This is a genomic window from Xylanimonas allomyrinae (assembly GCF_004135345.1).
Lineage (GTDB): Bacteria > Actinomycetota > Actinomycetes > Actinomycetales > Cellulomonadaceae > Xylanimonas > Xylanimonas allomyrinae.
The window spans coordinates 3,128,751-3,142,957 of record NZ_CP035495.1 but is presented as its reverse complement, the minus strand read 5'-3'; the positions used below and the strand labels follow the sequence as shown (position 1 = coordinate 3,142,957).

Here is a 14,207-nt window from a genome sequence, read left to right as displayed (position 1 = left end):
GCGGGCGGTGTTGCGGACGGTCCTGGTGCGGGTCATCGCGCCCGTGCTCCTCGCGCTCGGCGCCGCGGTGCTCTACCGCACCGGGATCGCGTTCTCCCTGCCTGCGGTCGGGGCTGGCATGGCCGTCGCGCGGCGCCTGTCGGTGTGGATCGCTGATCACGCATCGCGCGAGCGGCCGGTCACCGTCCTGACGGCGACGTTCTGGCACGAGCTCGCCGCCCGCCAGCCCGGCAACAGCGCGCGGTCAGCACCACCGCAGGCCTTCTGACGTCGGCGCAACGACCTCGGCGCACGCGACATCCTGCCGAACGGTCGGCGTCTGCGCTTGCGCCCCTACGCCGACCAGGCCGCCAGCACAGAGGCGGTGCAGCCATGGCCGGCGCCACGCGTCAAGAGCTCGTTGCCCGCATCCGGGAGCGCACAGCCTCGACGCCTACCGGCAGCGAGTCGGTCGCTTCACACGTGCTCACGGAGTCCTTCGTGGACGAGTCCGACAACGACCTGCCGCCCCGTCGACAACTCGTCACGAAAGCCTCAGCAGGCCTTCTCGCGGAAGGCAAAGACGAGCTAGAGCAAGCACGGCGGGCAAGCAGAGAGCCCCAGACCGGCGGTTTTTCGCGGCTGGGGCTCCTGCGGGGGCGGTAGCGGTGAGGTTCGGGAGCGCCCTTTGGGCGGGGCTGGCTCGGTTGGACGATCTGGCGTCTGACCTGGGCGTTCGCCTGGTCTCGCTATGCAACGTGTTGTACGTTTTCGCGGCTGTTTGGCTGGCAAAGAGGAGTGAAAAAGGTGAGTCGCGGGCGCTGCGGCCTGGCTTCCTCTTCGACGGTACCGGGGTGTCGGAGGTCGGGACACTCGGAGGCGCCGCGGCGATAGCGGAGCACAAGAGGCTGACGGAGGTCAGGGTCAAGGGTGAGCGCAGTTCATCGCGCAGCGACGCCGTAGGCGCCCTTGATGCTGACCGGAGTCGGCCGGATGCTCGGGTATCGGTGCAGGGCCGGACGCGAGCCTGTGCGCTCAACGCACGCCGCCGCGTGGGCTGGGCATCGTGTCACCGCTCCCCCGTAGGGTGGCCGGGGCCGACGTCGTCAGGCACGGAAGGGTGCTCGCAGGGATGTTCATCGTTCGACCGTTCACGTCCGACGCCCTCAAGTTGCACCCGTTCACGTGTGGCGAACCAGAGCTCGACGACTGGCTCGCGCATTACGCCAGCCAGAGCGAGCGCAGAGACAACGCGCGCACGATGCTGCTGCTTGACGAGCGCGAGGGCCGCGTGGCCGGCTACTACACGATGCTCACCTTCGAGCTGTCCGTCGAGGAGGCGGAGTCGGCGCTGGGGCGCGCTCGTCGCTACCCGGTGCCCGCGACGCTCATCGCACGCCTCGCCGTCGACTCGGACTACAAGGGCAAGGGCCTCGGGAGGTTCCTTCTGGTTCAGGCGCTCGAGCGGCTGGCCGCAGCGTCGGTCGATCTCGGCTTCGAGATGGTCGTGGTTCACGCACTCCACGAAGACGTGGCGTGCTTCTACCTCAAGCACGGGTTCCAGCGCTTCGCGGACCACTCGCTCGGCCTGTTCCTCACGACGAAGCGGCTGCGGGCGACGTACGCCGCGTCGGATCCCGATTGATCCGTACGCCTGTCGTATGTACAGTGTATGTACGCCACCGAGAGAGACAGTCACCAGCGCGGTGACACGAGGAGTCTTCATGTCCACAGAGAACGCGCGCTCCGAGCGCCTGAACATGCGCCTGACGCCAGAGGCCCTGGCCACGATCCGCGAGGCGGCGTCTGCCCAGCAGCAGGACGTGTCCGCATTCGTCCTTGGCGCCGCGATGGAGCGAGCGCGCGAGGTGCTGCTCCGTGACCGCGTCATCAAACTGACCCCACGCGAGGTCGACCAGGTCGAGGCTGCCTTGAACGAGGACGCGACCGTCATTCCCGAACTGGCGGCTGCGATCACGGCGGCACGTCGGGACATGAAGCGGCTCGGCGTGAAGGAACTGGCGTCGCGCTGACATCAGATCGCGGCCGTCACGAAGGCGGTTCTGAGCTGAGGCTCGGGGCCGCCTTCGTCGCGCTCGCGCCCGGCCGGACGGGTGGGGTGCGCGGAGGCGCGAAGCGCCGGAGCGCGGGGCCCCGCCCGGGAGGCCGGCCGCGCGGCGAAGCCGCGCGCTTGAGCCAGTAAAGAAAGTCCTCACAGGGCACCCGATGCCGGGGCAAGCCGCGTCGGTGCGCAGTCCGGGCCACCCTCCCGGAGCACCGACACCAAGCCCGAGCTGGCCCGGCTTGGCTAGGCTTGCGCCTGCCGCATTCGCGCTCGAGCCGCGGGCTCGACATCCGCCCCCACGACTTCCGCCGCACTGTGGGGACGACGGTCGCGAACTCGACCTCGATCGCCAGCGCGTCAGCGCAACTGGGGCACGCGGGCGAGGCGACGACTCGGCGGCACTACGTGAAGCGCAATCGCCTCGATCCGGACCTGCGGATCGTCATCGACCAGCTCGTCACGAAGGCGTCGGCAGACCTGGCCGCCGAGGGGAAAAAGCAGTGAAAAGCAGTACCGGGGAAAGCGAAGAGCCCCAGACCGGCAGGTTTCTGCGGCTGGGGCTCTTGCAGGGGCGGTAGCGGTGAGATTCGAACTCACGGTGGACTTTCACCCACACACGCTTTCGAGGCGTGCTCCTTAGGCCACTCGGACACGCTACCTCGCCGGTCGTAACCGGCCGTCCGAGGATACCCGCTCGGGCCGCGCGTCCCAAATCCCCGCGCTCACGACGCGCCCCGGCGCCACCGTGCCGCGCGTAGGCTCGACTCGTGCCCCCTGCCGCACAGCCTCGCCCGATCCTCAGGGCCGCGTATCAGCAGCGCACGTGGACCCTTCCCGCGGACGCCGTCGTCCGGCACGGCACCGCCGAGGACGCCGCGCGGGTGCTGCACGGCCTGACCTTCACGGTGCTGACGGGTGCGGGCATCTCGACGGACTCGGGCATCCCCGACTACCGCAGCCCGGACTCGCCGCCTCGCAACCCGATGACGTTCCAGCAGTTCGTCGCGGACGAGGCGTTCCGCCGCCACTACTGGGCGCGCAACCATGTGGGCTGGCAGCACGTGCGCCGCACTCGGCCCAATGGCGGGCATCTCGCTCTGGCCGCCTTGGAGGATCGTGGCATCGTGCGCGGCGTCATCACGCAGAACGTCGACCTGCTGCACGAGCAGGCCGGTTCCCGCAAGGTGATCGACCTGCACGGCCGTTCCGACCGGGTGGTGTGCCTGACGTGCCGCCGGGTGATCTCGCGGGCGCATCTGGCCGAGCGGTTGTCGGCTCTCAACCCGCACTTCCTCGACGAGGTGCTCGACGGCGTCCGCACCGTCACCGACATCGAGGTGGCTCCCGACGCCGACGCCGTCGTCGAGCAGACCGCGCACTTTCGCCCGGCACCGTGCGAGTTCTGCGGCGGGGTGCTCAAGCCGGAGATCGTCTACTTCGGCGAGGCGGTGCCGCGTGAGCGGGTCGAGCGCGCGTTCGCGATGGTCGACGACGCGGGGGCGTTGCTCGTGGCGGGCACGTCGCTGACGGTGATGAGCGGGCTGCGGTTCGTGCGGCATGCGGCCAAGGCGGGCATGCCGGTGGTCATCGTCAACCGCGGTGAGACGCGTGGGGACCCGCTCGCCACGGTCAAGGTCGAGGCTGACGTCACCGAGACGCTGACGGCGCTGGCGGGCGCGCTCGCGCGGTAGCCCCCGTCGTGACGCGTGCGCGGCGGGGAGAATGCCGGCGACGAACCGCGAGACGAGCAACTGCGCGGCGCGCTCGCGGCGGCCGCGACCTGCCGGGCCGTCACCCGCCCAGGTAGGAGACGTCCCCGTTGGAGGTGCGGATCTCGACGCGGCGGCGCGCGTCCGGGTCGGTGGGGCCTTCGACGCGCTGGTTCCCGTTGCTGGTGCGGATGGTCAGGGCGACCGGCTCGGGGCCGCCGTGCACGGTGATGTCGCCGTTGCTGGTGCGCGCGGTCACGTCGCCGTCGACGGCGGCGATCTCGACGCTGCCGTTGCTCGTGGTCGCGCGGGCCGACCCGCCGATCTCGCGCAGGTCGAGGTGACCGTTGCTCGACTCCGCCGTGAGCGTCCCGCCCACCCCGACGGCGTGGATCCGGCCGTTCGACGTGCGCAGGTCGGCGTCGCCGGCGGTGTCACGCACGGCGATGTCCCCGTTGCTGGTCTCGACGTGGAGCAGCCCGCCGATGCGTGTCGCCTCGACGCGACCGTTGCTGGTGCGCAGCCGTACGTCGCCGGCGAGCCCGCTTGCGACGACCTGCCCGTTGGAGGTCCGCACGATGACGTGCGTGGCCTCGGGCACGGTCACGTCCAACCCGCCCGAGCAGCTGATCAGCACGGCGCCGAGCCCGGTGCAGCGGTGTGTCACCACGAGCCGGTCGTCGCGCTGGTCCACCGCGTACCGCGGGCCGCTGAGGCCCGAGCGCGCGACCCGGTCGACCTGGACGGAGCCGGGTGCGGCGGTGACGTGGACGGCGCCGTCGGCGACGAGCTCGACGGTCGGGGCGGGGCGGTACGAGGCGTGGGCCGTCGTCGTGCTCGACCGCGCGAAGTCGACCAGCAGGAGCACGCCCCACCCGACTGCCACGGCCGCGAGGACGATCCCTGCGACGGCGAGGCCGCGCATGCCTGGCCGCCGGGAGGGGGCGGGGCCGACGGCCGGCGAGGGATCGGCGGTCGGTGCCGGGTCGAAGGGCTGGGTCGGCGCGGTCATGGGAGTGTCCCGCGATCGGCGTTGCTCCGGACTGCGCCCGTGACGCGGGGAGCGGCGGCGTCGGTGCTCGTCATCTTTCGACGGTAGCTCGCAGCCCACGACGGCGAACACCGGGGTCTCCCCCAGTTCCACCCTGACTCCACAGGTCGGGTCGCCCCGGCGGGGGTATGGGTTCGCGCAGGATCCCCGCCGATTCCTGCACGGACCCGTACCCTCGCCCGACCGCCGGTCAGACCGGTACGTCCGGGTGCGGGTGGGTGGCCGCGCGGGGGATGGTGGTGCCGTCCGCGAACTGGACGGCGTCCGCCAGGCGGGCCTCGACGGCGCCGCCCCCGAACTGTTCGGCGTACAACCGCGCGTAAAGGCCGCCGCGCCGCAGCAGCTCGTCGTGCGTGCCGTGCTCGACGAGCCGCCCGTCCGCGACCCCGAAGATCACGTCGGCGTTCATGATCGTCGACAGGCGGTGCGCGATCGCGAACGTCGTCCGGTCGGCCATCGCGCGTTCGAGCGCCTGCTGCACCAGCCGCTCGGTCGCGGTGTCGAGGGCCGACGTCGCCTCGTCGAGGATGAGGATCTTGGGGTCCTTGATGAGCACCCGGGCGATGGACAGCCGCTGTTTCTCACCGCCCGACAGGCGGAACCCGCGCTCGCCCGTGATGGTCTCGTACCCGTCCGCGAAGCTCACGATCCGGTCGTGGATGTTCGCCGCCCGGCACGCCTCGACGATCTCGGCGTCGGTCGCGTCGGCCCGCGCGTACCGGAGGTTCTCGGTGATCGTCCCGTGGAACAGGTACGGCTCCTGCGTCACCATCCCGACGACGTCGGCCAGCGACCCCTGCGTGACGTCACGCACGTCGACGCCGTCGATGAGCACGGCGCCGCGCGTCACCTCGTGCAGGCGCGGCACCAGGTACGTCAGGGTCGTCTTGCCCGAGCCGGACGGGCCGACGAGCGCCGCGAGCTGCCCGGCCCGCACCGTCAGCGAGAGATCCGCGAGCGCCCACTTCTCGGAGTCGGAGATGCGGCCGTCGGCGTCGAGGTCCTCGCCCACCTGGGCGAGGTCGGTCACGTCGATGTCGAGGTACTTGCGCGCCTCGGGCAGCGGGGCCGGGTCGTCCGGGTGGACGGCCGACGGCGTGCCCGCCCGCGTGCCCTCGGCCGTCGGCCGCTCCGCAGAAGGCCGCTCCGCGGAACCCCGCGCGGCACCGGGCTCGTCCACGACGGGCACCGCGGCCGCCAGCCCGGGTGCCGACGTCGGCGGCAGGACGTTGGCGCCGGCCATGTCGGTGAGCGCCGCGACCACGGGCACCTCGAGCGCCCGGTACCCGCGCCCCGAGCGGCCGCGCGCCCCGCGCCCGCCCTTGCCGCCACGGCCGCCGCCCGACGCCGCCGCTCCCCCCGGCGCGGACTCCGCGCGGGTCTGCGGGTAGCGGAACCAGACGTCGCGCAGCTCGACCTCGCCGCGCACCTCGTCCTTGCGCAGCGCACGCGCCCCGGGCCGGTCCTGGATGGCGGGTTCGAGGTCGAGGTACTCGAAGAGGCGCCCAAACAGCGCGAACGACGTCTGCACGTCCAGGGTCACGCGCATGAGCTGCACGAGCGGCTGCTGGAGCCGGGACTGGAGGGTCGTGAACGCGACGATGGTCCCGGCCGTCAGCACGGCCCCGCCCACGAGCGTGCCGCCGTTGATGAGCAGCCCCGCCACGAGGTACACGATCGCGGGTGTCAGCCCGAAGAACGTGGAGACGATCGAGAAGAACGTCTGCCCGGTCATGGCGTTCTTGACCTGGAGCCGCGTCTGGCGGCGGTTCTCGCGGCGGTACCGCTCGACCTCGACGTCGGCACGGTTGAACACCTTGGCGAGCAGCACGCCCGAGACGCCGAGCGACTCCTCGGTGATCGCCGTCATCTCCGACAACGATTCCTGCGTGCGCCGCTGCAACGCCTTGCGCCGCTTGCCGACGCGGACCTGGATCACCATGAACAGCGGCATCAGCACCAGCGTGATGATGGTCAGCTGCCAGCTCAGCACGATCATCGACACGAACGCCGCGATGACGGTCACGACGTTCTGCAGGATCGACGTCGCGGTGCTGGTGAGCACCGACCGCACCCCGCCGACGTCGTTGGCCAGGCGCGACTGGATGTCGCCGGTGCGCGTCGAGGTGAAGAACGCGAGCTCCATGCGTTCCAGGTGAGCGAACAGCGCCACGCGCAGGTCCGCCATCGCGCCGTTGCCGATGCGGGTGGTCAGCCACGTCTGCCCGACGCCGATGAGGGCGCTGACCAGCGGGATCGCGATCAGCCCGCCGATGAGCCAGTACAGCAGGGTCAGGTCGGGCGGTCCGACGGTGCCGTCGGGCGTGGCCGGGAAGAGCGCGTCGTCGAACACCGAGCGGGTGAGGAACGGGGCCACGCTCGTCAGCCCCGCGCTGACGACGACCGCGAGCGCCACGAGCGCGAGCTGGGCCTTGTAGGGCGAGAGCAGGGTCGCGATGCGTCGTAGGACCGGTTGGTCCCGGGTGCCGGCGATGGCGGTCGGGGGTGGGGGTGGGGGTGGGGGCGCCGTCGTGGTGCGGGGCCCGGCGGGTGGCACGGGGGCGGGCATGACCCCATGCTCACGCCGGGCGGGCGGAGGCGCGCGGCGGGCACCCCCGGTGACGCGGTGGTGCCCGCCGGGCCTCAGTCCTCGCCGTCGGGCTCCGGTCCTGGGGCGGGCCCGGTCTCGTGCTCGGGCGCGAGGCGGCGGCCGCCGTCGGCGAGCTCGGGCACGAGCTCGTAGCGCGTGCGGTACAGGTCGAGCAGCGCGAGCAGCATCGCGACGACGGGCACGGCGAGCAGTGCGCCCGCGACGCCGAACATCGACGTCCCCAGGATCACCGAACCGAAGCTCACCGCCGGGTGGACGTTCACGGCCCGCGAGCTGATGCGCGGCTCGATCGTGAGGTTCTCGACCTGCTGGTAGAGCACGCCCCAGCCGAGCACGACGAGGCCGAGCCACGGGTTGGGGCTCAGTGCTCCCACGAGCACGGGCAGCGCGATCGAGATGTAGGTGCCGATCGCGGGGATGAACTGGGCGACGATGCCCGTCCACAGGGCGAGCGCCAGCCACGACGGCAGCCCGATGATGCCGAAGACGATCGCGCTGAGCGTCGCGTTCACCGTGGCGAGCAGCAGGCGCGCGCCCACGTAGCGGCCCGTCTTCTCCGCCATCGTGTCCCAGACGACGAGCGTCGCCTCCTGTGCGCGCGGCGGGAACAGGGACGCCATCCAGCGGCGCAGGCGCGGGCCGTCGGCCGACAGGTAGAAGAGCATGAGCGCGAAGATGAAGAACGTGCCCACGGCGCCGGCGATGGTGCCGAGGACGCTCACGATGCCGCCCGCGAGCTGACCGGCGACGCTCGCGGCACTGCCCGCGTTGGCCTGGAGCTGGGTCAGCAGGTCGTCGAGCGAGTAGCGCACCCCGAACTGCGTCTCGGCCCAGTCGAGGGCGCCGTCGACGAGGCCGGGGATCGCCTGCACCAGCGAGGAGATCTGCTGCACCATGAGGTTGCCGAACAGCGTGAAGAACACGCCCAGGAACGCGACGACGCCGAGCATCACGACCGCCGTCGCCGCCCCTCGGGGCATGCGGCGTGCCAGGCGGCTGACCGCCGGTTCCATCGCGAGCGAGACGAACCACGCGGTGAACACCGTGAACAGCAGCGACCCACCGGCGCGCAGCACGAACGTCACGACGGCGGCGAGCGCGACGACCGCGAGCACCACCAGCCCGGTGCGCCAGACGTTGCGCGGGTCGAAGGCGATCTTCACGTTCCCTCCCGGTGCGGCTCGAAGAACGCTCGCAGCAGGGTGCCGCACTCCTGCTCGCGGATGCCGCCGACCACTTCGACGGCGTGGTTGGCCCGCTGGTCGCGCACGAGGTCCCAGACCGAGCCCGTCGCGCCCGCCTTGGGGTCCCAGGCGCCGAGCACGAGCCGCCGCACGCGGGCGGCGACGAGCGCCCCGGCACACATCACGCACGGTTCGAGCGTCACCACGAGGGTGCAGCCGTCGAGCCGCCACGAGCGGCGCGACATCGCCGCCTGCCGCAGCGCCAGCACCTCGGCGTGGGCCGTCGGGTCGCCCGTCTCCTCACGCCGGTTGCGGCCCAGTCCCAGCAGCCGCCCGTCGGGCCCGACGACGAGCGCGCCCACCGGCACGTCGCCCGACGCGAGGGCGTGCGACGCCTCGTGCAGCGCCATGCCCATCAGGGCGTCCCACACGACGCTGCGCTGCGAGAGGCTCGCCGGCGGGAACCCGCCGTCGGCCCAGGGCAGGGCGATCCCGGGCCGGTCGCCGGGAGGGCCGTCGCCGTCGGCCACGGGGCGGGGAGCGCCCGTGGCGCCGTCGTTGCTCACCACACCCTCCTCGCGCCGTCGGATGCACGCGAGCCTATGTGCTCGCGTGCCTCTGGAACGCGGCTCGGGCTCCGCGTGGTCGGAACCGATCGGCGCAGGTGTCGCCGCCGTTCTGGCGCGCGCCGGGGCGGGCGGCAGGGCATGGGTGGCGAGGGCGCCGTTGGGCGCGTCCGCGGGCCAGGTGGCCGGTAGCGTGGGGTCATGCGTCTGCACGTCGCCGATCACCCGCTGGTCGCCCACAAGCTCACCGTCCTGCGCGACAAGAACACGCCGTCGGCGACGTTCCGCCTCCTCGTCGACGAGCTGGTGACGCTGCTCGCGTACGAGGCGACGCGGCACGTGCGCGTCCAGCCCCACACGATCGAGACGCCGGTGACGGCGACGACGGGCGTCAAGCTGTCGGCCCCCAGCCCCATCGTCATCCCCATCCTGCGCGCCGGGCTGGGGATGCTCGACGGCCTGACGCGCCTGCTGCCCACGGCCGAGGTCGGCTTCCTGGGGCTGCTGCGTGACGAGACGACGTACGAGGCCGTCACCTACGCCAACCGCCTGCCCGACGACCTCACCGACCGGCAGGTGTTCCTGCTCGACCCCATGCTCGCGACGGGCGGCACGCTCGTGGCCGCCATCGACTACGTGCTCGAGCGCGGCGCACGCGACGTGACCTGCGTGTGCCTGCTCGCCGCCCCCGAGGGACTCAAGGTGGTCGAGGAGGCGCTCGGCGGGCGCGTCGACGTCCAGGTGGTGGTCGCGGCCGTCGACGAGCGCCTCAACGAGAAGAAGTACATCGTCCCCGGCCTGGGCGACGCGGGCGACCGGCTCTACGGCATCGTCTAGGAGTCCGGCGGCCCGGGCACGGCCCCGGGACCGCACGGGTAGCAGTCCCGTGCGGGGCGCCGTGGGGACGCCGTCGCAGCCGCCCGCTCAGCGCGTCTCGCAGGCTCCGGCCGCGTCCCAGCCGCTGCCCGCCGTCGGCGGTGCCAGCACCCCGCCAGCGCCACGGGACGCACCGCCGTGTCCGCCCGACCTGTCGTTCCCGCGCGCGTCGCTTCCCCGCGCGTCGTTCCCGTGCGCGGCGCCCGCGCCGCGGTTCGCTCGCGCGGACCCGTCGGCGACACCCTCGGCGGGATCGGGATCGGTCACGCGCGCACCGCGATACGTGTAGTTCGCCGAGCCGAAGCTCACCTTCGCGCCCGCCGCGTAGCCACCGCTCTCCTGCGTGGCGCGGTCCCAGGCGGGGGCGCACCAGCCGGCGGTACCGGTGAACGGGGCGACGGTGAGCGTCGTCGACCACGACCGCGCCGAGACCCGGTAGGTCGCCCCCGCGCTGCCGGTGACGACGCCGGCGTCGACCGTCCGGGTCTGCCCGGCCGGCACCCGCACCGAGCCGCCCACCACGTCGGGCACCGAGAACCACACGGGCACGTTCGAGCCGGTGTTGTCGAGCACCAGCGCCGCAGTCCGCGTCGAGACGGGGCCGTCAGGGGTCTCGGTCACGGTGATGCCGCCGAGCGCGACCCGCGCGGCCGGTGCGGTGACGACGCAGCTCACAGCGGCGTAGTCGACCGTCGTGTACGCCGTGAGCGGACGTCCCTCGACCACGCGCGACACCTCGACGCTCGCCCGTCCCCCGCGCGCGGTGAGGCCGTCGCCGAGTCCGAGCCGCACGGTCGCCGGGCCGGCCGGGGTCACCGGGGCCGGGTCGGACCAGGCGCGCCCCCCGCGCGAGATCCGGACGTCGTAGGACCGCCCGCCCTGGGTGGCCACCGTGGCGAGGAGCTCGGGCAGGTGCTGCGCCGTGCACTGGGCCTGTGCCGTCACGGCCACGTCCTGCGGCCAGGCGAGCGTCGCGCAGCTCGCGACCCGGACCGGCACCGAGCCGATCGTCCGCCCGTCGGCGAGCACGTCGAGCGACGTCGTCCCGTACGCCACCGGAACGGTCAGCACCTGGGACGCGCCCGCCGGCAGGACGGCCGTCACACCGCCCACCGTGAACGACACAGGAAGCGTCGAGCCGGTGTTGTCCAGCGGGATGCGCGCCCGCCGCACCGAGGTCTCGGCGGCGGGATCGTAGGTGCAGGCAGACGTCACCGGGTCGCCGGTCAACGGGCCGAGAGCCGGCGCCACCGTCGCACCGGCGTACGCCGCCGTCACGGGGGTGCGCGGGACGACGCCCTGCACGGGCGGGTCGCCGTCGACGTCGGCGACCCAGCGGTACAGGTCGAACTCCGCGACACCGCTGGGCAGGGAGGCGAGGCCCGTGTCGAGCACGAGGGTCGTGGTCGCGCCCGGGTCGAGGGTGACCGGGTCGCTCGTGACCCCCGCCGCCCGCAGCGCGACGCGGAACGGCTCCGCCGTGTCGTTCGTGATGGTGCCGGCCACCTGCAACGTCCCGCCCACGTTCTGTACGGCCGCCGACGTCGTCGCGTCCCAGACCGGGTCGTAGCAGTCGACGGCGTCGAACTGGCCGGCCGCAAGCGTCGTCGAGTACTCGGTGCCGGCCACCGTCGTCGTGAGAGTCCAGGTGCCGGTGCCTGCCGGCACGCGCAGGCCGTCGTGGACGGTGAGGTCCGCGCTCTGCCCCGGCGTGAGCACCGACGACGTCGCGGACCCGCCGGCCGCGTCGAGGCGGGCGGTGACCGCCAGGTGGGTGGTGTTGCGGTAGGTGCCCCGGACGGTGGCGTCGGCAGTCCCGACGCCGCCCGTCGCCGCGCACACCGCGGCGATCCCGGTCTCGGCGTGCGCGCCGTGCCACGGCCGCGCGACCGTGAAGGTGCCGCTCGAGGAGACCGCGTGCCCGCCGGCGACGACAGGCCGGGCGTCGACCTGCATCGCCCCGGCGCCCGAGGTCGCGGGGGCGACGACGTGCAGCACGGCCGCGACCTGGGCGTCGGGCGAGAGCGCCGCGTCCGGGTCGGTACACGTCACGGACTGCGGGGCGTCCGCGGCGGCGGCGCACGTCAAGCCGTCCGCTCCGGCGAGCAGCAGGCCGTCCGGCAGTGCGACGTCGACCGACCAGCCTGCCGCGGCGTCGACGTCGCCCGTGTTGGTGACGGACAACGGCAGGTCGCCGAGGCCTGGGTTGACGAGATCGGGGATCGTCCCCCAGGCGGCCGTGAGCTCCGCCCCGAACGGGTCGACCGCGGCCGGCGGGACGTCGACCGGACTCCGGAGGATGCCGTCGGCCCAGATCTCGCCGCTGATCTTGTAGCTGCCACCGTCGCGCGCGAGCACGTCGAAGGCGACGGTCGCCGCCGCGCCACCGGTGATGTCGCCGAGATCGCAGAGGACGTCGCCGGAGCCGTCGGCCCCCAGGCTGCAGCCCGGTGCGTCGGGCGACAGCAGCGACGCGCTGCGGCCCACGGACGCGGACCCGAGATCAGGGTCGAGGCCCGTGGCCAGGCTCAGCCGCACGGTCGTGTCGCGCGCGGTCTGCTCACCCTTGTTGAGCACCTTCATCGTCACGCGCTGGGGCACGCGCGGCTGGAGAGTGCCCGTGCCCACCGGCGCGACGACCAGCCGCGCGGGCTCCCCGAGGAGGAACACCTGGCCGAGCACCGACGTGTCCGACGGCGAGATGCTCGGGGCGGGGCCGGGGGTGAGCGGAGCCGCGGTCGACGCCGACGCCGTGACGACCGTCGACGGGGGCGGCCCGAGGGCGTCGGTCGTCGGGCTGATGGCCTGGAGCATCGAGACCACGCCGACGGCGGCGATCGCGACGGCGCCCGCAGCCGCAGCCATGCTGGTGCCGCCGAGGATCGCGCCCGCACCCGCGGTCGCGGCGACGGTCGAAGCGACCGCGGAGGTCGCGGCCCCACCCGCCACGGCGGCGCTGGTCGCGGCACCCGCGGCACCAGCGGCCGCACCGGTCGCCGCACCAGCACCAGCGGCCGCACCGGTCGCCGCACCAGCACCCGCTGCCGCACCGGTCGCCGCACCAGCACCCGCTGCCGCACCGGTCGCCGCACCAGCACCCGCTGCCGCACCGGTCGCCGCACCAGCACCCGCTGCCGCACCGGTCGCCGCACCAGCACCCGCTGCCGCACCGGCGTTGGCGACGACGGCGCTGCCCGCCACGCCGGTCGCGGCGTTGGCGGCCGCGGCGGCTCCGACGGCGGATCCGGACGCGGCCGAGCCGGCGACCGCCCCGGCCGCAGCGGTCCCTGCCGCCGAGGCGCCGACGAGCGTGCCCAGGGGCAGCGCCCCGATCAGCCCGAGCCCAGCGACGCCCAGGACGAGCGGGGCGATGACGCCACGCATCCCGTGCGCGACGTCGGACAGCTCGAGCACGAGCGTGCGGCAGTCGCCGCAGGTCTTGAGGTGCGCGTCGACCTTGGCGACCTCGCGGTTGGCGAGCGACCCGCGCACGTACCCGCCGAGCAGGGCGTTGATGGTGCGGCAGCCGTCCGCGGGCGAGTTCGACAGGTGCTGCTGCAGGTACCCGACCCGCAGGCCCTCGCGTGCGCGGTAGGCCAGCGCGGAGACTCCGTTGGGCGTCAGCCCGAGGATCGACGCGATCTCGGCGGGCGTGCAGCCCTCGACCTCGGTGTACCAGAGCACGGCCTGCCACCGCTCCGGAAGGCTCTGGTAGGCGCGCGACACCACCGACTTCTCGAACCCCGCCAGGGCGGGGTCCTCCGAGGACGGCTCGGCGTGCAGCAGCGACTCGAACGTCGCCGGGTCGTTCGTGGGGTGCGTGCGCTGGTGGCCCCTGGACAGCTCGACGGCGGCGTTCTTGACCACGGTGAACAGGTAGGCGCGGAACATCTGGTCGGGGCCCTGGCCCGACTGGAGCACGCCGAGCACGCGCGCGAACGCGTCGGCGACGACGTCCTCCGCGTCGGCGACGTTCCGCACGTACGACAGTGCCAGTCGCCGCGCCGCGGCAGCGTGCCGTTCGTAGAGTGCGCCGTAGGCGGCGAGATCTCCTCCGCGCACCTCAAGGATCAGCTCCGCGTCGCTCGGGACAGGGAGCTGATCGCCCGGTTCGATGTAGACGTCTGTCACGACCCCCGCCGTACTGCCTTGCACTGGAGCGCTGC

The 14,207-nt window shown here is 73.2% G+C and carries 11 protein-coding genes and 1 tRNA gene; 6 read left to right on the top strand and 6 right to left on the bottom strand.

What is annotated here, in order from left to right; genetic code table 11:
* Nucleotides 1–7: 7 nt before the first annotated feature.
* The 4 genes from ET495_RS14145 to ET495_RS14130 all read left to right on the top strand — a co-directional run bounded on the left by ET495_RS14145 (nt 8) and on the right by ET495_RS14130 (nt 2,548).
* A complete protein-coding gene (locus ET495_RS14145) occupies nt 8–268 on the top strand; it encodes a hypothetical protein (protein ID WP_129205325.1) in 261 nt (86 codons plus the stop codon).
* Nucleotides 269–1,111: 843 nt separating this feature from the next.
* On the top strand, nt 1,112–1,624 hold the full coding sequence (locus tag ET495_RS14140; protein ID WP_129205324.1) for a GNAT family N-acetyltransferase: 513 nt from the start codon (nt 1,112–1,114) through the stop codon (nt 1,622–1,624).
* Between the two features lie 79 nt (nt 1,625–1,703).
* On the top strand, nt 1,704–2,012 hold the full coding sequence (locus ET495_RS14135; protein ID WP_162616494.1) for a type II toxin-antitoxin system TacA family antitoxin: 309 nt from the start codon (nt 1,704–1,706) through the stop codon (nt 2,010–2,012).
* Nucleotides 2,013–2,293: 281 nt separating this feature from the next.
* On the top strand, nt 2,294–2,548 hold the full coding sequence (locus tag ET495_RS14130) for a site-specific integrase (RefSeq protein ID WP_129205322.1): 255 nt from the start codon (nt 2,294–2,296) through the stop codon (nt 2,546–2,548).
* A gap of 68 nt (nt 2,549–2,616) precedes the next feature.
* Here ET495_RS14130 and ET495_RS14125 read toward each other — a convergent pair.
* A tRNA-Ser gene (locus ET495_RS14125) sits at nt 2,617–2,703 on the bottom strand.
* Between the two features lie 108 nt (nt 2,704–2,811).
* On the opposite strand from ET495_RS14125, the gene ET495_RS14120 reads away from it, so the two are divergent.
* On the top strand, nt 2,812–3,735 hold the full coding sequence (locus ET495_RS14120; protein ID WP_425471145.1) for a Sir2 family NAD-dependent protein deacetylase: 924 nt from the start codon (nt 2,812–2,814) through the stop codon (nt 3,733–3,735).
* 100 nt (nt 3,736–3,835) lie between these two features.
* Here ET495_RS14120 and ET495_RS14115 read toward each other — a convergent pair whose 3' ends face one another.
* From ET495_RS14115 to ET495_RS14100, 4 genes are all read right to left on the bottom strand, one after another.
* Nucleotides 3,836–4,765, bottom strand: a complete 930-nt coding sequence (locus ET495_RS14115) for a DUF4097 family beta strand repeat-containing protein (protein ID WP_129205321.1) — start codon at nt 4,763–4,765, stop codon at nt 3,836–3,838.
* Nucleotides 4,766–4,994: 229 nt separating this feature from the next.
* Nucleotides 4,995–7,373: an ABC transporter ATP-binding protein gene (locus ET495_RS14110; protein WP_129205320.1), complete on the bottom strand. Its 2,379-nt coding sequence runs from the start codon at nt 7,371–7,373 to the stop codon at nt 4,995–4,997.
* 74 nt (nt 7,374–7,447) lie between these two features.
* Entirely contained in the window at nt 7,448–8,578 is a 1,131-nt protein-coding gene (locus ET495_RS14105; protein WP_129205319.1) for an AI-2E family transporter, read from the bottom strand.
* Nucleotides 8,575–9,015 (bottom strand): nucleoside deaminase, encoded by a 441-nt coding sequence (locus tag ET495_RS14100; RefSeq protein ID WP_129206052.1) that lies wholly within the window; start codon nt 9,013–9,015, stop codon nt 8,575–8,577. Before ET495_RS14100 ends, ET495_RS14105 begins: the two co-directional genes overlap by 4 nt.
* 351 nt (nt 9,016–9,366) lie before the next feature.
* On the opposite strand from ET495_RS14100, the gene upp reads away from it, so the two are divergent.
* Entirely contained in the window at nt 9,367–10,002 is a 636-nt protein-coding gene (gene upp, locus ET495_RS14095) for a uracil phosphoribosyltransferase (RefSeq protein ID WP_129205318.1), read from the top strand.
* A gap of 87 nt (nt 10,003–10,089) precedes the next feature.
* On the opposite strand, the gene ET495_RS14090 is transcribed toward upp, so the two are convergent.
* Complete coding sequence (locus ET495_RS14090; RefSeq protein ID WP_129205317.1) at nt 10,090–14,172, bottom strand: sigma-70 family RNA polymerase sigma factor; 4,083 nt, start codon at nt 14,170–14,172, stop codon at nt 10,090–10,092.
* Nucleotides 14,173–14,207: the final 35 nt, after the last annotated feature.